This is a genomic window from Phycisphaeraceae bacterium (assembly GCA_019636655.1).
Lineage (GTDB): Bacteria > Planctomycetota > Phycisphaerae > Phycisphaerales > UBA1924 > JAHBXB01.
This window is the reverse complement of sequence record JAHBXB010000002.1, coordinates 198,911-224,843: the sequence shown is the minus strand read 5'-3', so window position 1 is coordinate 224,843 and position 25,933 is coordinate 198,911. Positions and strand designations below refer to the sequence as shown.

15 protein-coding genes and 4 tRNA genes are annotated in these 25,933 nt (G+C 67.3%); 15 read left to right on the top strand and 4 right to left on the bottom strand.

Features of this window, described 5'->3' with window-relative positions:
* Window positions 1-18 precede the first annotated feature (18 nt).
* Complete coding sequence (locus KF745_06385) at window positions 19-3,615, bottom strand: PD40 domain-containing protein (protein ID MBX3358036.1); 3,597 nt, start codon at window positions 3,613-3,615, stop codon at window positions 19-21.
* A gap of 307 nt (window positions 3,616-3,922) precedes the next feature.
* Between KF745_06385 and KF745_06380 the strand changes: the two genes are divergently transcribed.
* The 12 genes from KF745_06380 (at window position 3,923) to rplI (ending at window position 19,298) form a co-directional block, all read left to right on the top strand.
* Window positions 3,923-9,262, top strand: a complete 5,340-nt coding sequence (locus tag KF745_06380; protein ID MBX3358035.1) for a S8 family serine peptidase — start codon at window positions 3,923-3,925, stop codon at window positions 9,260-9,262.
* Window positions 9,263-9,405: 143 nt separating this feature from the next.
* A tRNA-Lys gene (locus tag KF745_06375) sits at window positions 9,406-9,478 on the top strand.
* 29 nt (window positions 9,479-9,507) lie between these two features.
* Window positions 9,508-12,747: a DEAD/DEAH box helicase gene (locus tag KF745_06370; GenBank protein MBX3358034.1), complete on the top strand. Its 3,240-nt coding sequence runs from the start codon at window positions 9,508-9,510 to the stop codon at window positions 12,745-12,747.
* Entirely contained in the window at window positions 12,744-13,766 is a 1,023-nt protein-coding gene (locus KF745_06365) for a hypothetical protein (protein MBX3358033.1), read from the top strand. Before KF745_06370 ends, KF745_06365 begins: the two co-directional genes overlap by 4 nt.
* A 275-nt stretch (window positions 13,767-14,041) precedes the next feature.
* Window positions 14,042-14,112: transfer RNA gene (locus KF745_06360), tRNA-Gln, on the top strand.
* Between the two features lie 55 nt (window positions 14,113-14,167).
* Entirely contained in the window at window positions 14,168-15,022 is an 855-nt protein-coding gene (locus KF745_06355) for an NTP transferase domain-containing protein (protein MBX3358032.1), read from the top strand.
* The gene (locus KF745_06350; protein ID MBX3358031.1) at window positions 15,019-16,002 is read left to right on the top strand and encodes a ribose-phosphate pyrophosphokinase; all 984 of its coding nucleotides are present in this window, start codon (window positions 15,019-15,021) and stop codon (window positions 16,000-16,002) included. The genes KF745_06355 and KF745_06350 overlap by 4 nt, the downstream gene beginning before the upstream one ends.
* A gap of 65 nt (window positions 16,003-16,067) precedes the next feature.
* Window positions 16,068-16,796 (top strand): 50S ribosomal protein L25, encoded by a 729-nt coding sequence (locus KF745_06345; protein MBX3358030.1) that lies wholly within the window; start codon window positions 16,068-16,070, stop codon window positions 16,794-16,796.
* A 2-nt stretch (window positions 16,797-16,798) separates the two neighbouring features.
* Window positions 16,799-17,413 (top strand): aminoacyl-tRNA hydrolase, encoded by a 615-nt coding sequence (pth, locus tag KF745_06340; GenBank protein MBX3358029.1) that lies wholly within the window; start codon window positions 16,799-16,801, stop codon window positions 17,411-17,413.
* 58 nt (window positions 17,414-17,471) lie between these two features.
* Window positions 17,472-17,921: a 30S ribosomal protein S6 gene (gene rpsF / locus KF745_06335; GenBank protein ID MBX3358028.1), complete on the top strand. Its 450-nt coding sequence runs from the start codon at window positions 17,472-17,474 to the stop codon at window positions 17,919-17,921.
* Window positions 17,922-18,034: 113 nt separating this feature from the next.
* Window positions 18,035-18,508 (top strand): single-stranded DNA-binding protein, encoded by a 474-nt coding sequence (ssb, locus tag KF745_06330; GenBank protein MBX3358027.1) that lies wholly within the window; start codon window positions 18,035-18,037, stop codon window positions 18,506-18,508.
* A gap of 133 nt (window positions 18,509-18,641) precedes the next feature.
* Window positions 18,642-19,298: a 50S ribosomal protein L9 gene (gene rplI, locus KF745_06325; protein MBX3358026.1), complete on the top strand. Its 657-nt coding sequence runs from the start codon at window positions 18,642-18,644 to the stop codon at window positions 19,296-19,298.
* Between the two features lie 82 nt (window positions 19,299-19,380).
* Here rplI and KF745_06320 read toward each other — a convergent pair whose 3' ends face one another.
* The 3 genes from KF745_06320 to KF745_06310 form a co-directional block, all read right to left on the bottom strand.
* Window positions 19,381-20,727, bottom strand: coding sequence for a glycosyltransferase (locus tag KF745_06320; protein MBX3358025.1), 1,347 nt, complete (start codon window positions 20,725-20,727; stop codon window positions 19,381-19,383).
* 51 nt (window positions 20,728-20,778) lie between these two features.
* Window positions 20,779-20,852, bottom strand: a tRNA-Val gene (locus KF745_06315).
* A gap of 90 nt (window positions 20,853-20,942) precedes the next feature.
* Window positions 20,943-21,033, bottom strand: a tRNA-Ser gene (locus KF745_06310).
* Between the two features lie 186 nt (window positions 21,034-21,219).
* Between KF745_06310 and KF745_06305 the strand changes: the two genes are divergently transcribed.
* The 3 genes from KF745_06305 (at window position 21,220) to KF745_06295 (ending at window position 25,921) form a co-directional block, all read left to right on the top strand.
* A complete protein-coding gene (locus KF745_06305; GenBank protein ID MBX3358024.1) occupies window positions 21,220-23,547 on the top strand; it encodes an immunoglobulin domain-containing protein in 2,328 nt (775 codons plus the stop codon).
* Between the two features lie 145 nt (window positions 23,548-23,692).
* Window positions 23,693-24,679, top strand: a complete 987-nt coding sequence (gene mdh / locus KF745_06300; GenBank protein ID MBX3358023.1) for a malate dehydrogenase — start codon at window positions 23,693-23,695, stop codon at window positions 24,677-24,679.
* 111 nt (window positions 24,680-24,790) lie between these two features.
* A complete protein-coding gene (locus KF745_06295; protein ID MBX3358022.1) occupies window positions 24,791-25,921 on the top strand; it encodes an FKBP-type peptidyl-prolyl cis-trans isomerase in 1,131 nt (376 codons plus the stop codon).
* Window positions 25,922-25,933 lie beyond the last annotated feature (12 nt).

The following is a 25,933-nucleotide window of genomic DNA, read 5'->3' as shown; positions in this document are numbered from 1 at the left end:
GTCGCCCGTTATGGCCCGTTATTGGTTGTTCGTCCCGGCTGTCCGTTCGAGGAGCTCGGCAACCGCCGCCTCCAACTGCGGATCGAGGCCGGCGGCCTCGTCGGCGGGTGTCTGCAGAACGATGATGTCTGGCTGCGCTCCGTTGTTCTCCATGTCGACGCCGGTGGATGCGACGTACCACCCCCTGAAGGGCGTACGGACCAGCGTGCCGTCGATGAGCGTTGCCGCCCCGGTCGAGATGACTCCGCCAAATGTCGGCGCACCGACGACCTTTCCGCGTCCGGTGGTCTTGATGGCGTGCGAGAAGATCTCGGCATTGGAGAACGAGTTCTCGTTGCACAGCACTGAGATGGGCCTGGAGTAGGCGTAGATGAGGCGGCGGTCACGCGGATACGAGTCATGCGGCACGCTGGCCGCGTCGACGCCCCGGGGCATGGTCCATGCGTGCCGCGGCGCGGTGAGCGACGTGAGCAGGATGTCGGCGGTCCAGCCGCCGCCGTTGTCGCGGACGTCGATGATCAGGCCCTGCTTCCCGTTTGCCGCGGCGAAGAGATCCCGTTCGAACTCGCGCACCGACGGCTCCGACATGCCGCGGATGTGCAGATAGCCGAGTTTACCGTCCGACAGGCGTGAAACGGTCTGCCGGCGGGACCGGACCTCATCGTCGTAGCGCAGGTCGTCGTTCGCAGACGAGGAGACAGGAGTGATCAGGACGTAGGGGCTCATGCCGGGTTCGGTGCGGACGACTTCGAGCAGCGTCTCCTTGCCCGCGCGGCCGACGAGCGCTGCGCCAAGATCGGTCGTCGGCAGAGCCCCCGCGGCGCCCAGCGAGACCCCGTCGATCGCGGTGATCACGTCTCCCACACGGAGGGTGGACGTCTCGCGTGCCGCGGGGCCGTCGGCGAGCACTTTGTCGACACGGAACCCGCCCGGGACCGCCGTCGCATCGATGCCCAGGAAGCCGATCGCGGGCGCAGGGGCGGAGTACGACGGTCCGCCCATGATTCCCAGGTGCGACCCATCGAGTTCGCCGAAGAGCATGTTGCCCACGCGGTTGAACTCGTCGCTGGTCCGCGTTTGCGTCGCGAGCGAGAGGTACCGCTCGCTGAGGGCGGGCCAATCGAGTCCCTTGAGCGTCGGGTGGTAGAAGCGGTCGCCAATGATGCGAGCGGTCTCGATAAACTTTTGCCGCTGCTGCAGCGGCACCTCGATCACCACCGGCGCATCAATCGCTATCGCCTCGACCTTGCCGCCCGAGGGCGACGAGGTTGCGGCCGATCCGGCCTTCACGTACACCACCTTGTCCCCGGTAAGCGACACGGTGACGTTCGATGGGTTCGTGGTGTCGATCGTCTTGCGATCCTCCCCCTTGTGGTCGACCGAGACCAGCGTCCGCTTTCCGTCGATGTCGGCCGAGAAGATGATCCGGTCCCCACCGGGAGTGATCGCAAGGTCAGCCTCGCTGCCCAGCATCGATACGACCCGCCGTGCGCGCAGGTACGCATCATCCGTGTCGAACTTCAGCGGCTCCGGTTTCTTCGCCGGTTTTTCGTCCTTCGCCTTGTCGCTCTTGTCGGCGTCCTTGTCCTTCTTCTCGTCGGCGGCAGCGCCGAGCGGCTTTGCCTTCTTGGCGGCTTCGGCGGCCTTCTTGACGTACTCATCAAGTTCGTACTGACGCAGACCGTCGAGCTTCCGATCCAGGTTGATCGCCCACACGTCGAATCGGTCGTTCTCACCCGATCGCTCGGAGAGGAAGTAGAGCACCTTGCCGTCGGCGGTGAGCCGGGGCGACACGTCGTTGTCGGGATGCTTCGTGAGGTTGAGAGGCTCGGGCTGTGCTCCCTGCTCATCGAGCACGGTGTCCATGAGCCAGATGTCGCTGTTGTAGTCGAGGTCCTCCCGGCAGAGGACCAGGTGCCTCGAGTCGGGGACCCAGAGCGTCTCGGGATCGTTCCAGCCGTGAAGAACCGTCCGCGTTGAGCCATCCGCAAGTTCGAGCAGGACAAGGTCGCCCAGCCCTCGCGTGACCAGCAGCCTCTTGCCGTCGGGCGACGGGAGCGGGGCGTGCTCGTCCACGTTCTCCGGCACGCCGGTGCGCACCGGTTCAACCGCGAACCGCAGCGACTCAGACCAGCGCTTGCCGTGATCGGGCTTCTTCTCGGCTTTCTTTGCCTTGTCGGCCTCCGCCGGCTTCGCATCCTGACCGGCGTCCGCATCGGCGGGTTGACCATCGCCATTCGGCGCCTCGTCCTTGGCCTCTTCCGCCTTCTCATCCTTCTTGGGGGCGAGATCCTCACGCGACAGCGACACCGTCGCCTGGTACACGCGATTGCGGCCGGACTGGTCCGAGGTGAAGTACAGCACCCGCCCGTCGGGCGACCACGCCAGCTCCCGCTCACGGCCGGGCGTCTCGGTCACTCGCCGCGTCGGCCGACCCTCCTCGGTACTCCTCACGTAGACCTCGCCTCGCGCGACGACGGCGAGCGTTTTCCCGTCCGGGCTGAGCGCCGCTTCGGTCACCTTCTTGTCGAGGTTCATCCGGTCGAACTCGAGATCGGCCGTATCTGCCGCGGCGGCCAGCGCGATGGCTTCCGGCGCGGACCCCGGCTTGGTCAGGTCAAGGCGGTACAGCGTGTCCCACACCGCGAACACTGCTTCGCCAGATGGAGACACGTAGAGATCTCGCACTCCGTGTCCGATCGACGCCGCGTTGGCCGCGCCCGGCGAGAACCTCGTCACCTGGGTCAACGCTCCGGCGTCCGCATCCGTCTTGCCGGCGGCCAGCACGTAGAGGTTGTTCTGGCCGTCGCGGGAAGAAACGAACGCCATCGACCCGTCGGGCAGCGGGAACCCGTCGCCATCGCTGCCGTCGAAAGTAGTGAGTTGCTGGAACGAGGGAGTCCCATCGGCGCCGGTGGTCATGCGGTAGACGTCCATGTCTCCCGAGCCGCGGTACGCGGGCCGGGTGAAGTCGTACCGACCGCGCGTGAAGATAAGCCCGGCTCCGTCTTTGGTCGGATGCGGGGCGCTCCCGAACGCGTCGGCGATTCGAGTCACCGGAGCGGTCGCGGCGGCCGCATCTCCCGCGATCGGGACGCTGAACATCCGTGTTGCCCGGTAGATCGAGGGTTCCTGGGAGCTGAAGAACAGAACGGCGGAGCCATCGGCGGAGAATCCTGCCAAATTCTGGGGTTTATCCGAGGTCGTCAGTCGCCGGATCGGTCCGGCAAGCAACTGGCCGGATGGCGAAGTCCCCAGATTTGTTAGGTATATGTTTCTAGCCCCCTCCCGATCCGACTCGAACGCGAGCAGGGTGCCATCGGGGGAGAACGCCGATCGGCGCTCAAGGGCTGGGTGGGCGGTCAGGCGGGTTGCGACGCCGCGCGACGGGCCCGAGGTTGGTGCCGACCACAGGTCTCCCGCCCAGGAGAAAACGATTGCATCCCCCGCCGGCGATATCGACGGGAACTGAGGGAACCCAACCGGCGCTCCTCCTGTCGGCACCCCATTCTCGCCTGCCGACAGGGTCGGCTTGGCAGCGGCGTGGCAGCCCGGTGCGGCGATGACGGCGACGAGGAGGACAGCGACGGATGGTGCAAATCGGCTTGTGGACATTCGGGAACACCTGTGGAGAAACGTGGAACTGCGGCCGTGCGAATCCGAGGCGCGGCGGGGACCGGATTGTAATGGAATCTGCATACGGCGGTTCCAATCGCCCTCGGCCGAAGCCCGGACTCCCTGGCGGACCGGACTTGACTTAATTGCTGGAATACTGTGGACTTGTGATCCAGCCGGAGTCGGAGGCCCCCCGGGCCTTCGCCAGCCCACCCGGCGGGAGTTTGTGGCGGGTCGGTATCGAGTTCTCACGATTGGGTGAGGGCGAGCGATGCCGCCGCGTAGCCAATTGAGCTGGAGCCAAAGAATGTCAATGCGCCGTGAGCAAGCCGAAGGGACGATGTGGGATGGGGCGTTCGAGACGCTGGAGAGCCGCGTGCTCCTCGCGGCCGGGCAGAGTTCGGCGCCATTCGGCACCGGCTACATGACGTGGCACGGGATCACCGTGGAGGTGGTGCGTGACCAATGGCTCCTCACCTTCAACGACCGCAACGGCGACCCCGTGCAGCGGGCGTCGCAGGTCGCAGCGGCCCTCGGCGTTCGGGCCGAGCAAATCGAGGGAATCGGGCGGGGACGATGGGCGAAGTTCATTACGCACGACCATGTAACCGAGACCGCCGTGGCGCAGGTCATGGGCGGCGGTATCTTCTCGTTCCTGGGTGGCGTGGAACCGGACACGGTGTACCGTCCGACGCTGCTCTCGAACGATGCACGGCTCGCCGAGCAATGGGCGATCCAGAACACCGGGCAGTTCATCCCCGGCAGCGGTTTGGGCACGCCCGGCGCGGATATCAGCGCGAGTTCGGCGTGGAACATCACGACGGGATCGAGGCAGGTCTTGATCGCAGTGATCGATACCGGCATCGATCTGGTGCACCCGGACCTCGCGGCAAACCTCTGGACCAACCCTGGCGAGATCCCGAACAACGGCATTGACGACGACGGCAACGGCTTCATCGACGACGTTCGCGGCTGGGATTTCGGCAACAACGACAACAACCCGACGGCGACTGTCCAGGAGGATCACGGCGTCGCGGTCTCCGGCGTAATCGGCGCGGTCGGCAACAACGGCATCGGCGTCGCCGGCATCAACTGGCAGGTCACCATGATCCCGATCAAGGGGTCGACCGATGCCGAAGGCACGTTCCCGAACAGCGCGACCATCGCGGCGCTCGATTACCTGACGATGATGCGTACCCAGTTCGGATTCGACATTGTCGCGAGCAACAACAGCTACGGCGCCCTACGGCCGGACAACTTCGACTTCTTCGACACAGCCGCCGAGACCGCGATCCGAGAGTTTACAGATTCCGGGGCACTCTTCGTCGCCTCCGCGGGCAATGATGGGAACAACAACGACGGCGCGACTCGCGCCTTCCCCGCCTCGTACGACAATGAGTACATCATCTCTGTTGCGGCGACCGACAACATCGACGGCTTGGCGGACTTCAGCAACTACGGCCTGACCACGGTCGATGTCGGCGCACCCGGAGTCCGAGTGCTGACCACGGCGATCAACGGCGGGTATCAGTTCATCGATGGGACGAGCTTCTCGGCCCCGTACACCGCCGGCGTCATCGCGCTCATGAAGTCTGTGTCTCCCTTCGCAGACAAGACGCGGCTGCGCAATGCGCTGTACGCCTCGGTCGATCAGATCTCCTCGCTCGCGGGCAAGACCGTGACCGGAGGCCGCATCAACGCCAACGAAGCCGTGCGGTCGATCGGCTTCCCGGGCCCTGTCGTGCTCGATATCAACCCCGGTCTGGCCAGCAGTCCTGTCGACACCATCACGATCGGTTTCAGCAAGGCACTCAACCCGGCGTTCCTCACGCCGGCGGCTGTCGAGCTGCGTGCAGCGAACGGCGACGGCGATTTCAACGCCAACGACGCGTTCTTCAGCTTCTCGGCTTCCGACATGTCGCTCAACGGATCCGTGCTGACGATCACGATCCCGTCGGGGTCTCTCCCGATCGACAAGTACCGCCTCACGCTCTTTGCCGCCTACCTGCGGGACTTCACCGGCAACTACCTCAACGGCACCACGGCCGGCGGGAACGATCAGGAGTACGAGTTCAGCATCGTCAACAGCGGGGGACCCTATGAGCCGAACGACACCATTGGTCAGGCCACGCCGCTCATCCTCAATAGCGCCAACACGGTAACGATCACCGAGGCCGTGATCGGCGACGGCCCGAATCCTACGCGAGACGTCGATCTGTACCGCCTTGTGCTGGGAAGCTCCGGTCTGCTGACGATCACCATCGCCGCCCGCAACCTCCCGTCGCCGTCGACGCTCGACTCGTTCCTGCGGCTCTTCGATGCCTCGGGCCGCGAACTGGCGCGCAACGACAACTTCGACGGGATCGACAGCCGCATCCAGTTCTTTGTCCCCGCGGGCGGCAAGTACTACATCGGTGTCTCGGGCTACGGCAACTCAACGTACCAGCCTTCGGCGGCCGGCAGCGGACCCCTCGGGCAGTCCACTGGAACCTACAACCTGACCGTCGGCGTGACGCCCGCGCAGTCCGATACCGCCACATACCCGTCGATCGGCGGCGCCATCACGCTGCCGACGCAGGGCGAGATCAACGCAACGATTTTCGTGCCCGATATCCGTCTGGTTCAGGATCTGAACGTCCGCATCAACATCGCCCACAGCTACGTCGGCGATCTGCAGATCCGGTTGATTTCCCCCTCCGGCCGGGTGATCCCACTGGTCATCAACCGCGGCGGTCCGAGCGCCCTGGGCTTTGTCAACACGGTCTTCGACGACAACGCAGGCACTTCCATCGTCAACGCGGGGGCGCCGTGGACCGGTTCATTCCGCCCCGAGGGAACTCTGGCGGATGTGAACAACCAGTCCGCCGCGGGAATGTGGACGCTGCGGATCTCCGACACCCGCCCGCTCAACAACGGCACGCTGCTCAACTGGGCGCTGCTGTTCACGCTGGAGAACTCGATCTCCGGCCCCTTCGAGTTCAACGACACGCTCGCCACCGCGACGGACACCGGCTTCACGGGCGCGGGCACCAAGACCTACAACGCCGCGGTCGGCGACGGGGCGTACGGCCAGCGCGATGTGGACCTGTTCCGGGTCGTTGTGCCGGCGGGGTCGACGGTCACGGCCGCCATCACCATCCCCGCGCAGCTCTCGAACGGCTCGGCCAATGCGCTCGACTCGGTCCTGCGGATCTTCGATCAGCAGGGCAACCAGCTGCAGGTCGATGACCGCCCCGACGCGAACACCGCGCTGATCACCTTCCCGGTGACCTTCGCCGGGACGTACTACATCGGCGTCTCCGGAGCGGGGAACCTCGGCTACCTGCCCGACCAAGGGGGCAGCGGCCTCCCGACCGCGGGGTCCGGCGAGTACACCCTGAAGATCAGCATCCTCGGCGGCCTGACGGACGGCTCGGTGCTGCTCGCGGGCAACGCCCTCACTGTCGGCATCGCGAGCGACGGCACGTTCGGCTCCGCGGCTGGCGGCGACGGCCCTACGGGCATTAACCTGGGCGGCAACGAGCTGCTCGTGCCCGAGGACGATCTCGCGAGCATCGAGTCGTACTACGGCGCAACATTCAACACGTTCGTGTTCCGCAACGCCGGCACGTCGGGCAGCGATGTCCCGGTCAAGGTCTCGAATGAGTCCGACTTCTCGAATCGGCGTGTGCTGGTCGAGGGGCTGTTCCGCACTCCGCTCCCGAGTTCCGATCAGGGCGGCGGGCTGCTCGTCCGCAGGGCGGTCTCGTTCGCCGGGGCCGGTCAGTTCATGGTCGTCGACCTGACGCTGGTCAACACGACTTTCAGCGATCTGACGGGCGTGACCTGGGTCGAGGGCTTCCGTCCGCAGCAGGCCGGCAACCTTGGCAGCGACTTTACGAGGACTGTGAACAACGTCGACAACGCCACGCACCGGCTGGCCACCGCGAGCTACTACAACAACGAGTACCCCGGTGGACTGACGATCGGTCTCGGCGCCGCGGCCCCGGACGAGGGCGATCTGTATGTCGCCGCGAAGCCGGCCGGATCCGTGCGGGACGCATCGCAGGTGATCGACAACCCGACCGACCCGGATCCGTCCGGGACCGACCTCGGGGTCGAGGGCGACGCAACGCTCGCCCTGGCGTACGACGTCGGGACGCTCGCCCCGGGTGCCCGGGTGCAGTTGCGGTACTTCATCTTCACCGGTGGCTCGCTCGAAGAGGTCAAGGCCCAGTTCGCAGCGCTCGACACCGGAACGGGCACCGGCTTCCTGGTGGAGAACCCGATCGACGAGACGATCGCCGCGGAGACGCTCCCGTACTCGCTGTACTACCCGGAGGGTTACGCGAACGACCGCGCCAGTACGTTCGTTCCGATCACCAACCCGCACGCCGAGCCGGTCCGTGTCGTGGTTACCGCTCGGTACGAGAACCCGGCCCTGGCTCCCAAGGTTCTCCTCGACGGCATCGTCGCCGGCAACTCGCGCGACGGCATCACCATCAGCACGCCGGCGATGTACGCCGCCGGCGAGACGATGGTCGAGAAGGACACGCCCTACGCACTGGAGATCAAGTCCTCGCTGCCGATCGGGGCGATGCTCAGCCATTATGACTTCGGCATTGCCACCGGGCAGGCGTTCACGAGCCAGCCCAGCACCGTCTGGACCTTCAGCGAAGGCACGAAGGGCAGCGGCGTGAACGACTTCCTCGTCTACTACAACACCTCCGAGATCGCGACGAAGGTGACGCTGACGATCTTCCTGGAAGGTTCGTCGCAGAAGTTTGTGTCGATTCAGGAGGCCGGTCCCCAGCGCCGACTGGGTTGGGATCTGGGCTCGCTCCCGTTCATCCCGACGGGCAGCTACGCGATGCGGCTCGACTCCGAGCAGCCGATCGTCGCGGCGCTCTCGCACTTTGACCCGGCCCTCAAGGGTGGGTTCAGCATCCTCGGGCTGCCGAGCACCGGATCGACCGTCGGCGTCTCGCCCGAGGGGCAGATCGGCCGGAACGCCGAGAACGAGATCATCACGATCCTTAACACGACCAACACCCAGTCCGCGGTCACGTTTACGTTCTACTTCGATGACCAGAGCGCCTACCGGACGACCCTCAACGTCCCGGCCGGTCAGCGGTCAGACTTCAATGTCGGCGAGCTGCCCTCGTTCCCGAAGACGGGCCGGCCGTACTCCGTCGGCTACGAGTCCACCCAGCCCGTGACCGTCTCGATGGCCAGCTACGCCTTCGGCAGCGCCACGGGCACGCGGTTCACGGACCAGGCGCAGTCGGTCTGGCTCTTCGGCGATGGCTTCAAGCCCGGTATCGGCAGCGCCGTCACCGAGTACTTGCGCATCTTCAATCCCACCTCGGCGGACGCGACCGTCGAGATCACGCTCGACTTCGCCGAGGTGCCCGCCCTGGGCAACCTGCCGGCGATCGCGGCGGGATCAATCACGGTCCGTAAGCAGATCGTGGCACGGGCCGCGAACGACATCGATGTCCACTCGCTCATCACCGGAGCGAGAGCGACGCGGGACCTGTTCTACAGCATCCGAGTTGCCTCCCCCACCCCGGTCGTCGTCTACACCGGGCATTTTGACGCGTTCTTCGGCAGCGGCTTCGGAACGCTCGGGACAGCCCTGGGCAGCATCGCACCGGCGATCGCCTGATCGGTCGATCCAACCCCTCCCAGCGGGCGGACCATTGGTCCGCCCGCTTTTTCATTCGCCCGTGCCGAGCCTCCTGCCCGCGCGGGCTACCTATGATTGGGGCTTTCCACGGATCACCACGCCGGCAGCTCCGGCGGCAACGAGAGGGCGTAGCTCAGTTGGTAGAGCAGCGGACTTTTAATCCGTTGGTCCGGGGTTCAAGTCCCCGCGCCCTCATTCCCGATCGGGCGGCGACCGGTCCCTTGGTGCTCCACGCGGTCTGGACGGAAGGGAGCCTTCACCTGTGGGGCGAGGCTTCGAGCCCGGCCGACCGCGCCGAGGCCGGTGCGACAGATGCGCCCCTGCACCCGCTCGCCGTCAGGCCCGAACTTCTCGGTGAGATCGTCCGACACATGTCGGGCGGCGATTCAGCCGCCGAGCCCTCCCTCCTCCGCTTGCGGCTTCCCGCCCGCGAGAGCACGCCGCTGGCCAGCCCAAGCATGGCCCACGCGGCGGGCGCAACGTCGGGGAGCGACGCCGCCGCGACCCTTGAGGTGTTCGGTGTACCGTCGGTCGCTCTTCCGCCCGTGGTCGCCGCGTGGCTTCTGGAGCGTCTGGACGAGATCGGAGTCGGGTTCGACGGAGCGGGGGAACGCGGCCACGTCGGGATCGGGCCGGGGATCCGGTTCTTCGCCGCGGGCGCCCGCCTCGCCCGGCACCTCCTCGCCCAGCAGCGGTTTGTCCCCTCGTTGATGCAGGTCGCGAGCGGCGAGGTCCGCGGCGTATGGCAGCCGTGGCTCGCGGATGGTCCGACGGTCGAGCGGGTGGACCACCTGCTCTCGTCCATGCCCCCGATCTGCCGCGCCGTGGTCGATGCCCGCAACCACGACGCCTGGGGGATCATCGGCGATTTCCTGCTCGTCATGACCGACGCCCTCTGCCGCGATGTGCTCATCCGCGACACGATGGCCGACGCCATCGACGGGCGGGATCCTACCAAGGACGCCCACGTCTCCTGGCTCCAGGGCCTGCTCGGGCCCGGCGACGATGTGCCCGCGGGGCTGGTGATGCGAGGCGAACTGGTGCGACGGGTGCACCGGTGGATCTCGTCGCTGGAGGACCGGGGCGTCACCGCGCAGTGGCGGCTGCTGCTGCGGCTCACCGAACCGCTGGAAGTCGGTCCCATAGGCGATCTGGTCGCTCCCGATGACTCGCTGGTGTGGACCATCTGGTTCAATCTTCAGGCGGTGCGCTCGCCGCGGGTGATTATCGACGCATCGGACATCTGGCTTCTCCCCGGCGGCGCGGTGACAGTGGGGGGGGAGCGGATCGAGCAGCCGCACGATGTGCTGCTGGCCGAACTCGGGCGCGCGGCCCGTCTGTACAAGAAGCTGGAGTCCGCGCTGGGCGATGCGCAGCCCACGAAGCTGGAGCTGACGACGAGCGAGGCCTACCGCTTCCTGCGCGAGGTCCGCCCGATCCTGCTCGAACAGGGAATCGAGGTCGAGGCGCCCGCCTGGTGGGACCAGCCGACGATCCGGGTCGGGGCGCGCCTGCAGGTTGAGAGCGAGGACATCGATCTCGATGCCGAGTTCGCGTCACCCGGCGCTTCGCACGCGGCGACGGCCCGTCTTGGACTCCGCTCGCTCGTCAACTACCGCTGGCAACTGGCCATCGGCGATGTCGTCCTCACGCTCGAGCAGTTCCAGAAGCTCGCGGCCCAGCACTCGCCACTGGTCCGGCTGCACGGCCGCTGGGTTGAGGTGCGCCCCGACGACATCCGTGCCGCGATGGACTTCCTCGGAAAGAACCCCGGCGGCCAGATGCCCGTCAGCCAGTTGCTCCGCCTCGCGTACGCATCGGATCAGCGACAGACCGGCCTGCCCATCACCGGCATGGACGCCACGGGGTGGGTGGCCAGGGTCTTCGGCGGCGAGGGCTCGGGCGAGGCGATGCCGGTGCTTCAGACGCCCGAGGGGTTCGTCGGGCTGCTCCGCCCGTACCAGGTCAAGGGCCTGTCCTGGCTCGCGTTCCTCGACCGCTTCGGGCTCGGCGCCTGCCTGGCGGACGACATGGGCCTGGGCAAGACCATCCAGCTCCTCGCCTTGCTCGCGTTCGAGCGGATGGGCCGGCCCGAGGGGAGCGAAGGGTCGGTCGGCCCCACGCTGCTCGTCGCGCCGATGTCGGTGGTCGGCAACTGGGTCCACGAGGCCCGGCGGTTCACGCCGACGCTTCGCGTCATGGTGCACCACGGCATGGAGCGGCTGGGGGGCGATGCCATGGTGAACGAGGCCCGCGGGTCCGACCTCGTCATCACGACCTACGCCCTCGCGCACCGCGACCGCGAGCAACTCTCGCTCATCCCGTGGAACCGAGTCGCCCTCGACGAAGCGCAGAACATCAAGAACCCGGGCGCCAAGCAGACCCAGGCGATCAGGTCGATCCCCTCGGAGCGGCGCGTCGCGCTCACCGGCACCCCGGTCGAGAACCGCCTCAGCGAGCTGTGGTCCATCATGGACTTCCTCAACCCCGGTCACCTCGGCGCCGCGGGGGAGTTCCGTTCCCGGTTCGCCGTTCCCATCGAGCGGTACCACGACTCTCGCCGCAGCGAGCAGCTTCGGCAGCTCGTCCGCCCGTTCGTCCTCCGCCGGCTCAAGACGGATTCGAGCGTCATCTCCGATCTGCCCGAGAAGATCGAGAGCCGCGAGTACTGCTACCTCACCCCCGAGCAGGCCTCGCTGTACAAGACCTGCGTCAACGACATGCTCTCGGCGGCCGACCGGGCCGAGGGGATGCAGCGGCGCGGCCTTGTCCTCGCGGGGCTCATCAAGCTCAAGCAGATCTGCAACCACCCCGCCCAGTTCTACAAGGAAACCAGCGGCTCCGAGGCCGACGGCGGGCAACCCCCCAAGGCCGAGCGCTCGGGCAAGTCGCAGCGACTGGTCGAGATGCTCGGCGAGGTGGTCGATTCCGGCGATCGCGCCCTCGTCTTCACACAGTTCCGGCAGATGGGCCTGCTGCTCGCCTCGATGCTCAGGCACGACCTCGACCGCGAGGTGCTCCTGCTCCACGGCGGCACCCCCGCCGCGGCCCGCGAGGCGATGATCCGCCGCTTCCAGTCCGGCGATCCCGCGTGCCCGATCTTCGTGCTCAGCCTCAAGGCCGGAGGGCTCGGCCTCAACCTCACCGCCGCGAACCACGTCTTCCACTTTGACCGATGGTGGAACCCCGCAGTGGAGTCCCAGGCCACCGACCGCGCCTACCGCATCGGACAGACCCGCTCCGTGCAGGTCCACAAGTTCGTCGTGGCCGGAACGCTGGAGGAGCGGATCGACCAGATGATCCAGGAGAAGACGGACCTGGCCGATCAGGTCATCGGGTCGGGCGAGCGGTGGCTCACCGAACTGAGCACCGCACGCCTGCGCGAACTGCTCACGCTGCGGCCCGACGCCGTCGGCGAGCCCGCCACGGTCGAGGTCGGCGAAGCCGGGGAGGGCCCCGGATGACCGATCCACGCTTCTATCCCAGGCCGCAGAAGCCGACCGCCAAGCCCCGGCGCGTCACCAACGGTGTCAAGCTCCGATCCAAGGAGGGCCCGGACCAGACCGCGTGGGCCTCGCAGCGGTGGATGCGGCTGATCGAACAGGTCGCACCTCCGCCGCAACTGGCCGAGGGGCTCGAATACGCCCGCCTGGGCCAGACCCGCCGGCTGGACGCCCAGCCCGGGTCGATCGTCGCCCGGGTCCAGGGCCGGATGCCCAACGCGTACGACGTCGCCATCCGCCTCCCGACCTTCTCGCCCGAGCAGTGGGAGCAGGTCATCACCGCCATGGCCGAGCAGGCGAGGTACGCCGCCTCCCTGCTCAGCGGGGAACTCCCCTCGGGTATCGAAGACGTCTTCATCCCCCTCGGGCTCAAGCTGTTCCCCGTCGCGTCGAGCGACTGCGCCGTCTCGTGCACCTGCGATGTTTCCCGCACGAGTGCGGCGGGCGAAGCCGGCTGGTGCAAGCACGCCTGCTGCGTCATGGCCCTCATCGCCGACAGACTCGCCGCCGATCCGTTCCTGATCTTCCTGCTCCGCGGCCAGAACGGCGAGGACATGCTCGAGCGACTCCGCCACCGCCGGGCCGCCACCCAGGCCAAGGCTGGCGCCGCCGGGGCGGGGCTAGGTGGCCTCACCGGCGATGTACCCCTGTACGTGCCGCATATCCCGGGAATCAGCGACCAGGCCGGCACGCCGCTGGAACAGTCGATCGATCACTTCTGGACGATCGGGCCCGAGTTGGCCTCGCTGGAACTGCCGATCGGCCCCCCCGAAGTCTCACACCCGCTCCTGCGTCGCCTCGGCCCCAGCCCGTTCGAGGCGGCGGCCGCACGGTTTCCCCTCGTGGGCCTCCTGGCGACCTGCTACGACGTGATCTCCGCCGCCGCGATCCGCGCCGAAGAGGGTGAACCGCCCGCCGACGCCGATTCTCTGCCCGGAACGGAGCCTCCGGCCGATCCGCCTCCCGAAACGGCGGATTGACTCGCGGGCGCCGTCTTCTACCATTGCCCGTTCACTTGGAGCCGATCGCGACGGACGCCCTCCGGGCCGAGGCGCGATCAGGGGCCTTTCTGTCGCGGCTGATGGAAGGTCCTGCTCTCCCGCTCGGGCATTCCCGGGCGGACATGGCCGCGGACTCCGCTTTGCCGGCTGACACCTCGCCGGCTGGTGCGGAACCGCGGGACGGCGGTTTTGCACCCTGGTTGCTCCCCAAGCAACCCAAGCAGGAGGACGCGTCCAACCCGCGGCTGACATTCTGGCCGATGGTGTAACGGTAGCACGACAGATTTTGGTTCTGTTTGTCCAGGTTCGAATCCTGGTCGGCCAGTTCCTCTGCCGCCTCAGCCGTCCCATCTCCCGACATGCCGCCCGACGCTCGGGCGATGACCCACGCACCCTCACATTCCAAGCCCGCTGCCTCCGCTCCCGCCGCGATCATCCTCGCGGCCGGGAAGGGGACTCGGATGAAGTCCGACCTCCCGAAGGTCGTTCATCCGATCGGCGGCCGGCCGATGGTGTGCGCGGTGGTCGACGCCTGCCTCGCCGCGGGGTGCTCGAGGATTGTGCTGGTGGTGGGGTACAAGCAGGAACTGGTCCGAGAGGCGATCGCGAACGATCCCGCGCTGCGCAACGCCGGCGTGGAGTTCGCGGTGCAGGACGAGCAGCTCGGCACCGGGCACGCGGTGCGGTGCGCCGAGCCGCTGTTCACGACGGAAAAGGCACAGGCAGGGCACGACGTCTTCGTCCTCGCCGGCGACGGGCCGCTCATCCGCGCCCAGACGCTCCGATCGCTGCGGGATCGGCACCGATCGACCGGTTCGGCGGCCGCGCTGGCGACCAGCGTGATTGCCGATCCGACCGGCTACGGCCGGATCGTCCGCGATCCCCTGCTGGCGCCCGACGGCGGTCCCAGCCGCGGCCGGTTTGTCGCGATCGTCGAGCAGAAGAACTGCACCCCGGAGCAGCTGCGGGTCCGCGAGGTTAATCCGTCGTACTACTGCATGGACGCACGGGCGATGTTCGAGACCCTCGCGAGGGTCAAGCGCAACGAGGCCTCCGGCGAGTACTACATCACGGACGTTCCCGAGATGCTGCTCGCCGCGGGCGCCCGCGTCGAGGTGATCGACGCCGTGCCGCCCGAGGATGTGCTCTCGATCAACACGCCCGAGCAACTCGCCGAGGTCGACGCAATCTATATGGCCCGGCGTCCTGCGCCGGCCGCAAAGGGGGCGCCATGAGCCGCGAAGACGCGAACTCCATGAAGATCTTCGCCGGGCGCCACAGCATCGACCTGGCGACGCGCGTGTGCAATGTCCTCGACCTCCCGCTGGGCCAGGCCCGAACCGAGGCCTTTCCCGACGGCGAACTGATCGTCAAGCTCGAAGAGGATGTGCGCGGCCGCGACTGTTTCGTCCTTCTCTCCACGGGGATGCCCGTGAACGAGAACGTGATGGAACTGCTGATCTTCCTCGACTGCCTCCGCCGCGCGTCCGCGCGCCGGGTCACGGTGGTCACGCCGTACTTCGGCTACGCCCGGCAGGACCGCAAGGACGAGGGACGGGTTCCGATCACCGCGAAACTCGTGGCCAACCTCATCACCGCGGGCCACGCCGACCGCGTGCTGGCGATCGACCTGCACGCCGCGCAGCTTCAGGGCTTCTTCGATCTTCCGGTCGACCACCTCAGCGCGACGCCGGTGTTCTACGAGTATTTCAGCTCGATCCGGGATCAACTCGGCGACCTGTGCCTGGTCAGCCCCGATGTCGGCAACGTGAAGGTCGCCGAGTCGTTCGCGAACCTGCTCGGCGGCGACCTGGCGATCATCAACAAGCGCCGCGTCTCGGGCTCCAACGTCGTGACCGAGAACCTGATCGGCACCGTGCGGGGCAAGACCGTGCTCATGTTCGACGACATGATCACCACCGCCGGCACCGTGTGCGAAGCCGCCCGGGTGGTGATCGACAACGGGGCCCGTGACGTCATCGCCGCCGCCACCCACCCGGTGCTCGTCGGCCTGGCCATGCAGCGGCTCGCCGAGGCGCCCATCTCGAAAATCGTAGTTACCAACACCATCCCCATCGGCGAGCGGGCCGCCCCCCTGAAGGGCAAGATCGTCGAGCTCTGCGTCGGCAAGCTGCTCGCCGAGGCGGTGCACCGGATCCACCACAACATGTCCATCAGCGCCCTGTTCAAGAAGACCGCGGGCGCCAAGCGGTAAACCAGTCAGTCTGAAGCACAAGCAACGCTCTGAGCGAGCGGAGAAAAGACAGGAGCAACCAAGCCATGCACGAGAAGCAACCAACCCTTGTCGCGTCGAAGCGTGACCGCGTCGGCAGCCGGTACGCCAAGCGGTTCCGCACCGCCGGCAAACTCCCCGCCAACGTCTACGGCCACGGCCGTCCGCCGATCGCCATCGCCGTCGACGCCAAGGAGGCCATCACCCACATCCACCGCGGCGAGAAGGTCTTCAAGCTCGATTTCCCGGGCCACTCCGACATGGACGAGGGGCAGATCGTCCTGCTCAAGGAGCTGCAGTTCGACCACCTGGGCACCAATATCGTTCACGCCGACTTCGCCCGCGTTGACCTCAACGAACTGGTGAAGGTCAAGGTGCACATCAACCTCATCGGCGACGCCAAGGGCCTCAAGGAGGCGGGCGCCATCATGATGCACCCGACCGCCGAGATCGAGATCGAGTGCCGCCTGGTCGACATGCCCGACGGCATCGATGTCAGCGTGGCCGAGCTCGAGGCCGGCCACTCCATCACCGCGGGCGACGTCAAGCTCCCCGCCGAGGGGATGCGACTGATCACCGACGTCCACGCGATCGTCGCCCAGATCGTCATCCAGAAGGCCATCGAGGAGAAGACGGAGGCCGCCGCCGTCGAGGCCGGGGCCGCCGAGCCCGTCGTCCTCACCGCCAAGAAGCCCGCCGAGGGCGAGGAGGCGAAGCCAGGCGCCAAGGCCGCCCCCGGCAAGGATGCCCCCAAGAAGGAAGAGAAGAAGAAGTAGCCATGAAACTGATCGTCGGCCTGGGCAATCCCGGTTCGGAGTACGAGCGCACCCGCCACAACGCGGGCTTCATGGCGCTCGACCGCCTCGCGCGCCGGCACGCCGCCGGCGCAACCCCGCGCGCCCGCTTCGAGGCGAGCGTGCTCGAGGCGCCGATCCGTGGCGAGAAGTGCCTGCTCATGAAGCCGACGACGTTCATGAACCGCTCCGGCTCCAGCGTCGCGCAGGCCGCCGGGTTCTTCAAGGTCAACCCGCTCGCCGACATCTTCGTGATGGTCGACGATTCCGCGATCCCGCTCGGCTCGATCCGCGTCCGCCCCGACGGCGGCCCCGGCGGCCACAACGGGCTCGCGGACATCCAGCGGGCCCTGGGCGGCGACGCGTACGTGCGGTGCCGGATCGGTATCGATCCGCCACCCCCGCCGATGTCGCTGCACGATTACGTCCTTGGGCGCTTTACCACCGAGCAGGAGTCGGCCCTCGCTCCGGCTCTCGACAAGGCCGCGGACGCCGCCGAGATCTTCGTCTCGGAGGGCGTCGTCGCGGCGATGAACAGGTTCAACACCCGGGCCAAGCCCTCGGCCCCTCCCGCGCAGGAGCAGTCCGGCGCGGCCTAGGCCAGTCCAGTCCCACGTTTACACCCATCGGATTCCACCCGAGACACACGAAAGGCAGATGCACATGGCAGAGATGCGGACGTACAACTACGAAGGGCTCTTCTTGCTCAGTCAGGGCGTCGCGGCCGACCTGAGCGGCGCCGTCGCCCACATCCGCGAGGTCCTCGACCGCGCCGAGGCCAAGATCATCGCGATGCGCAAGTGGGACGAGCGGCGCCTCGCCTACGAGATCGATAAGCAGAAGCGCGGCGTGTACATCCTCGCCTACTTCTCCTGCCCGGCCAAGAACATGGGCCAGCTCGAGCGGGCCTTCAACCTCTCCGAGAAGGTCATGCGGAACCTCATCATCCGCTGCGACCACATGACCCTCGAAGAGATGCAGGCCGCCGACGGCCAGAAGGAGATCGAGGTCGAGGCCCGGCTCCGCGCCGAGCGCCCGGCCCGTCCCGAGGGCGATACGCCCGCCCCCGCGGCGGTCACCGCCGACGGCGAGATCGAGAACGCCTGAGCCGGCAATCGCCGACGGCCCCTCGCGTTGTGCGAACAAAATACGTACACTATCGTGCCGGCGGCAACGTCGGCGCCGTCCTGAACACGTGGTTTTCTCTCCGGAGCGACATCATGGCCAGCTACAACAAGGTGATGCTCATGGGAAACGTGACGCGCGACATCGAGCTGCGTCACACCCCCAACAACCAGGCCGTCGCGACGATCGGCATCGCCGTCAACCGCCGCTACCGCACCGCTGACGGCCAGCAGAAGGAAGAGGTCACGTTCGTCGACTGCGACGCCTGGGGCAAGACCGCCGAAACCATGAGCAAGTACCTCTCCAAGGGCCGCCCTGTCTTCATCGAGGGGCACCTTCGGCTTGACCAGTGGAAGGACCAGGAGGGCAACAACCGCTCCAAGCTCAAGGTCGTCATCGAGAACTTCCAGTTCATCGATTCCAAGGGCGGCGGTGGTGGCGGCGGCGGCGGAAACGCCGAAGACGGGGGCGGCGCCGCCTCGGCCCGCTCAGGCTCCGCGGCGCGCTCGGCCCCGAATCCCTCCGGCGGCGGCTACGAGCCGATCCAGGAGGACGACATCCCGTTCTGACCCTCTCCTCGCCCGAGCCCGGCCTGCCCCGGGTCGTGGCGCCCTATGCTCTCCGCCCGATTCATCCCGGTTCCAACGCTGGGGTCCGCTGGTGCGGGCTCCTCAACTTTCCTGAACGAAAGGACAGCGAATCATGCCAAAGAACGTTGAACTGCTCCTCACCGAGAGCGTCGAGGCCCTCGGTATCGTCGGCGACGTCGTCAAGGTCCGCACCGGCTACGCCCGGAACTTCCTGCTCCCCCGCGGCTTCGCGACCGAGCCCAGCGAGGACAAGGTCAAGGAGCTCGCCGGCAAGCGTGCCGAAGCCGAGCGCCAGCTCGCCGAGCTCCGCAAGAGCCGCGAGGCCCTTGTGCAGAAGCTCGACGGTTATCTCCTCGAACTCATCCGCTCGTGCAACGACATGGGCATCCTGTACGGCGGCATCACCCAGGGCGAGCTCGCGACCGCCCTCGGCGAGCGAGGGTTCGCCGTCAAGCCGCGCGATGTCCGCCTCTCCCACGCTGTCAAGCGCGTCGGCCAGTACGAGGTGCACGTGAAGTTCGCCTCCGACCTCGAGGCCACCGTGAAGCTCGACGTCAAGCCGGACCGCAAGCTCGACCTCCGCGATGACGACGAGCCCGCCGAGGACGCCGCCGCCGCGGGCGAAACCCCGCCGGAGGCCGCGGCCGACGCCGAGGCCGGGGAGAAGAAGAAGTCCAAGAAGTCCAAGGACGAGGCCCCCGCCGCCAAGGAACCCAAGGCGGAGAAGCCCGCCAAGGGCGAGAAAAGCGAGAAGGGCAAGAAGGCCTGACCACGAGGTCACGTCCTCCCACCCAGTTCACTCGAAGGGCCGGCATTCGCGCCGGCCCTTTTTCATGCGCCGGTACCAGGACTCAGTGGGCCTCCGGATCAACCGGCTGTACGCGAACCCCAGGCCCCGCCTTGAGCACCGCCATGATCAGGTCCGCATGCCGCAGTGTCGCCCCTTGGTGCGACCGGATGCACCCTCGCCCGCGTTCCGCCAACTCCCGCCGTCGAGGCGGGTCGTTCAGCAGCTCATTGAGCGTGGCGCCCAGATCCGCGATCGTCGCCCGCACGATGCCGCCCGCCCGCTCCAACTCGCCCACGATCGACTCAAAGTCCTTTACCGCCGGCCCGATGACCACCGCCTTCCCCAAGGAGACCGGCTCGATCGGGTCCGATCCATACAGGTCGCCGAACGACCGACCGACCACCACGACGTCCGCCAGCGAGTAGGCCGCCCGCAACTCGCCGATCGTCGCGAGCAGGAATCGGTCGCTTCCCGCCGCACCCCTCTCAACCACAACCGCCTTCCCCTCGCCGTACGACCGGACCGTGCAACCCGGCATCGCGTGCCTCGCGGCGTCAAACCGCTCCGGCTTCCGCGGTGCGCACAGCAACTGCACCCCCGCCGGGCACGCACGGTGCAGCATCGCCTCTTCCCCACCCTCGCCAGAGTCCCCGCCCGATCCGGCTCCCAGCGGCCCCGTGCTCCCGGCCACGATCAACGGCCGCGAGCGGTTGATCCCCATCGCCGCGGCAAGCTCATCGGCGCCGGGCACACGATCCGCGATCGCCGCCGCGTCCCACTTCATCGATCCCGTCACGACGCACCGATCCGTCGGCACGCCCATCGCAACAAACCGATCCCGGTACGCCTCGTCCTGCACCCCGACCCGCGCCAGCGAGCGGAACGAACGCCCGATGAACGCCCGCACGCGCTTGTAGCCGCGGAACGACCGCTCGCTCAGCCGTCCGTTAATGACGCACACCGGCACGCCCCGCCGCCGGCACTCGCCAACAAAGTTCGGCCAGACCTCGAGCTCAACCAATGCCACAGCGTCCGGACGGACGGCATCCAGAAACCGCCGTACCGCCCGGCTGAAATCCACCGGATACCTCACCACCCGCGCCAGCCGCCCCTGCTGCCCGCTTCCGGCCCCCGCAAACAGCTCGCGAGCCCGGGCAATCCCCGTATCGGTCCCCACCGACACGACCACCTCCACACCCCGCCGGGCCAGTTCCGGCACGAGTTCCCGGATGGCATTCACCTCCCCAACCGAGACCGCGTGCACCAGCACCCGCTTGCGTCCCCCCGGGGGCAGCCCGAGTGCATCGGTCCGTCCGAACCGGGCTGGCCAGTCGCCGCGGGCCTTGCGCATCCACCACGGGGCGGCGACGGCGGCTCCGAGTGCGTACGCGGCGTCGAGGAGGTTCATGAATCGTCGATGGTCGCGCCGGCGGCCCGGGCCCCGCGGCTGCGCTCCCAATGGGCAGGCGGGGATTCGAACCCCGGACCCTTCGCGTGTAAGGCGAATGCTCTAGCCAACTGAGCTACCCGCCCGACCCTCCCCGATTCGGTCCTGCAGCGTAGGCCCCAGGCGGCCTGCCGCGGCCCAGAGCGGGCCGCCCACACGCGGCGTTCACAGACAAGCGGAAAGGGGGGGATTCGAACCCCCGATACGGGTATTAGTCCGTATAACGGTTTAGCAAACCGTCGCCTTCAGCCTCTCGGCCACCTTTCCGGCGAATCACTCGGAGCGAATCGTACCCCGGCCGGTGCCCTCCCGCCAACCGCGTCTTGGGCACCCGACCCCGCGGCGTGGAGGCCCGGCACCGCCTTCCGAGATCGGCCAGAAGCCGGCCGCGTCGCCTCCCAAGGTGTATGCATCTGGCCGCCTTTGGATACAATGAAGATTGGAGCACAGAACATGAGAACCTCGCTCGGTCTGCGATTCTCACTTCTGGCCACAGTCGCCCTGGTGGTCACCGCGGTTCTCGCCAGCCGGGTTGTGGCCCAGCCCGACCAGGTTCTGGTCCCGTTTGAGCAGAGCCTCTGGCGGACCTACCCGGGCACGACCAGCACCGAAAACTGGATGAGCCCCAGCACGAGCGTCTTCGACGACTCATCGTGGCTGCAGCAAAGCCAGCCGTTCGGCGGGTATGTCGGCGGCGAGTGCATACCACCGTTCCCGGTTCAGAGCCCGATGCCGTTTGCTACCGGTGGTCTGTTTCGCAAGCGGTTCACCGTTCCATGCGGCGCTACCAACGTCCGCGTCCGCGTCGCGATCGACAACGATGTCCAGGTCTGGTGGAACGGCGTCGACATCTCTGGAGGGCTTCAAACCTCCGATACCTGCCCCGTCGCCGGCCAACTGGTGTTCGCGGTTCCTCAGTCCCTCGTTACGACCAACGTGATCCTGGCGGTTCAACTCATCAACCGCGGCGGGGGTTCATACCTCGCCGCGCAGGTCGAGGCGGACCTGCAGCAGCCCGCTGGGCTGCCCGTGATTACCTCCCAGCCCCAGCCGACGAACGCCCAGTTCGGGAGCGACGTTTCGCTGACCGTTGCAGCGAGCGGCTTTGGTGTGACGTTCCCCGAGTGGTATCGCAACGGGATTCCGGTCGTGGCCGGCCCGACGGGGTTTGGCTCCTCGATCGCCATCAGCGGCAGCACCCTGACCATCACCAGCGTCTCAGACACCGACGAGGGCTACTACAACTGCCGGGTGGCGAACCCGTGCGGATCTGTGGTGAGCGCTCAGGCCCAGTTGACCGTGTTCGGCGCCGAGTGCAACCCGCGGCAACTGGTGGGCCTGTGGTCGTTCGAGGGCGATGCGCAAGACCGCTCCGGTGCGGGCAACCACGGCACGCTCCTTGGCGACATCTTGTTCGTTCCCGGCGTCTCGGGCTTGGCGCTGCGACTCGAGGGCATCGGGTCAGTCATGGTTCCTGATGCGCCATCGCTCAACCCTGTCGATTCGATCAGTCTCTGTGCTTGGTTTCGGCCCTTCTTCGACACGGTCGGTACCAGTGACGATCCGATCATTGACAAGGGCATCGGCGGCGCGTTTGTGCCGCCCTACTACCAATACCACCTCGGCATCGCCGGACCACGAGTGCTGCTCATTCCAGGGAACGTGCGGATGTCCGCCGATATCGGTGGTTCACTCCAGACCGGGGCTTCCTATCCGGCAGCGAGGGCGACGACGTCACAGTGGTCCCAGCTCGTCGCTGTGTACGACGGTCAGGCAATCAAGGTGTACATCAACGGCGTTCTCGCCAGCACAACGCCCGCCACGGGTCCGCTCGGTGCTCATGGCCAGCCGCTCAGGTTCGGGAGGTTCAATCAGGTTCAATCTCCCTCCGAGTATCTCCGTGGTGACTACGACGAGATCCGGATCTATCGCGGGGTTCTCTCTCCGAGCGACATTATCTACTTACGGGATCATCCCTCGGGAGAACCATCGATTAGCGCGGGAAGCGCCTCCTGCACAGGGCAGACCCTGGTGCTCGCGGTCGACGGCGTCGCGGTGCGTGTCGCGGGTTCCTATCGCTGGCGCAAGAACGGGTTGCCGCTGGCCGATGGTCCCACCGGCTCGGGTTCGATCGTCTCGGGCGCCCTGAGCCCGGCGCTGCGAGTCTCGAATGCCCAACCGTCCGACTCAGGGAACTACGACGTCCAGTTCGTTGATGGCTGCGGATCGTCGGCCACGATCATCGGCCCGGCGCAGGTCGTCGCCATTGGTCCACCGGCAGTTGCTGCACCGCCCGAGTCCGGCACGCTGTGCAGCCAATCACCCGTTGTGCTCACCGCGCGCACCGGCCCGACGTCTCAGTCACAGGCGCCAGCGGTCCTGTGGCGGCGCAACGGGGTTCCTCTGAGCGCCGGCCCGACCGGCACGGGCTCGACACTCGCCATCGCCGTTCAGCAACTCACGGCCAACCCCTACTCGTGGTCCACGACGCTCACCATCTCGAACTCCGGGCCGGCCGACGCCGGCGCTTACACCTGCACACTGACCAACGCCTGTGGCCCAACCACAACCGCCCCGGCCACGATGGCCTATTGCCCCGCCGACGCGGACTGCAATGGGACCGTCGCGCCCGCGGACATCGCGGTCTTCATCGCGACGTGGCTCGACAGCCTCGCGAACGGAACGCTCGCCGGCGATTTCGATCGAGACGGAACGGTCACCCCGACCGACATCGCGGCGTTCGTTGCGGCCTGGCTCAACGCCCTGACGAACGGGTGCTGAGCGCACGCCCGGCACGCACCCGTACAGGCCCCAAAGCCAATCCAGCCGCGCCTCCCGCAGAGAACTTCACCAGTCCGCGCCCCGCCCCTACCATCCGCTCCCCCGCCCCGGAACCGGCGGGTTTCACCCGGAAAGGAACGGTCTCATGGCCATGCGTCGCGCGAAGATCAGCGTCATCGGGGCAGGCAACATCGGCGGCGAGTGCGCCCGGTCCATCGCCATGAAGGAACTCGGCGACGTCGTCCTGCTGGACATCCCCAACAAGGACAAGCCCGAACTCCACATGCCCCGCGGCAAGGCCCTCGACCTGGCCTGCTGCGGCCCGGTCGAGAACTTCGACGCCCGCATCACCGGCACCTTTGACTACGCCGACATCGCCGATTCCGACGTGGTCGTGATCACCGCCGGCCTGCCCCGCAAGCCCGGCATGAGCCGCGACGACCTCGTGCAGGTCAACGCGGGTATCGTCAAGAACGTCGCCGAGAACGTCAAGAAGTACGCCCCGAACGCGATCATCATCGTCGTCTCCAACCCGCTGGACGCCATGGTCTACGTCGCGTGGAAGGTCACCGGCTTCCCCGCCGCGCGCGTAATGGGCCAGGCCGGCGCCCTCGACGTCGCCCGGTACAAGACCTTCCTGGCGTGGGAGCTGGGCGTCAGCATCGAGGACATCCAGGGCCTGCTCCTGGGTGGCCACGGCGACGACATGGTCCCGCTGCCCAGCCGCACCAGCGTCAACGGCATCCCGATCTCCCAGTTGCTGAGCGCCGAGAAGATCAACGCCTGCGTCGAGAGAGCCAAGGCCGGCGGCGGCGAGGTGGTCAAACTCATGGGCACCAGCGCGTGGTACGCCCCCTCTGCGGGCACGGTCGAGATGGTCGAGGCGATCGTCCGCGACAAGAAGCGGGTCATCGCCTCCGCCGCCTACTGCGAGGACGAGTTCGGCGCCGCCCCCGGCCAGCGCGGCAAGGGCATGTTCGTCGGAGTCCCCTGCGTGCTGGGCGCCAAGGGCGTCGAGAAGATCATCACCTTCAAGCTCGACGAGACCGAGCAGAAGTTCATGAACGAGTCGATCAGCCACGTCAAGGACCTGATCGCCGTGGTCCAGAAGTTGTACCCCGAGATGGCCTGATCCCGGTCCTTCTCGCTTGCTGGAAGAGCCGGCTCTCCCGGGCGGTTCTACCCTGACAGAGTCGGTTCGCCATCGATTCGCGGGGCCATGAGCGGCCCACCGGAGCGTGCAATGTCCGTGTTCGCAGCAGCAGCCCTCGCAGTCAGTTTGTCCGTCGTTGCGGCCGCGGGCGATGAGTTCGCATTCCGCATGCTCGATGTAGCGGAGGAGATCCGGCTCGTCGGCCCCTCATCAATCGACGACCGCCCGGCGTCTGGGCGTTCCGAGCCCGCGACCCTGGCGACGCGCTTGATCGGCTCCTTCAAGTCCGAGGGAAACGACCCGGCGCTGATGCTGCACATCGCCCCGGTCGCCATCGAGGGCCTCCCCGGCGCCCTCTACTTCGAGGTCGCCCGTGCCGATTCCCCCTGGGCGCCGTTCCGGCAGGGGATCATGCAGGAGTTCACCAAGCGCGGCGTCCCTACGCTAAGGGTCTTTGACCTCGCCGGCTCCTCGACGCTCAAGGACGCCCTCGTCGGCATGTGGGCCCAGCCCGCGGCGTTCCCCCCGATCGCCGTGAGCAGCCTTAGCCCAAACCTCGATCTGGCCATCACGCCCCCGAAGACTTCGGGTGCCCCGACCGTTGCGTCAACCGGAATCGCCTACCCGACGATCAAGTCCGGCGCTGTCGAAATGACCAGCCGTATGGAGGTGACCGATGGGGGGAGCGGGGGGGGCGCAGGGGCGAGCCGGGTGGTCATCTGCGACCGCGGCTTTGATGCGTCCGGAACCCAGGTCTGGGGTCCCGCGGCTGACCCGGGTATCGCGTTTGTGCGCACAACCCCGGAGGCGGCGGCGACGAAGCGAGACGACGGCCTGACGATCATCAACCTTGTCCCACCCGCCGACCCGGCCGGTCCCCGGCTCGCGCCGGGCGGCACGCTGGTCTGCCACTTCTCCTTCTGGCTCGCGGATGGGACGCTGGTCGAATCCTCCCGCAAGGAGGGGCGCGTTCCGTTCCGGTCGGCGGTTCCGGGGACCCCGATCAAGGGCTTCGACGCGGGCGTGCAGGGCATGGGCGTCGGCGAGCGTCGGCGGCTCGTGGTTCCGCCCGACCTTGCCTATGGCAAGGACGGCGCCCGGAACAGCATCCCCCCGGATGCGACGCTGATCTTCGATATCGAGTGTCTTTCTGTAGAGAATCCGACGGAGGCAGCGCCATCTGACAATGGCTCGCCGCCCGCCGACATGCCAGGCAAGTGAGATCCCCCAAGC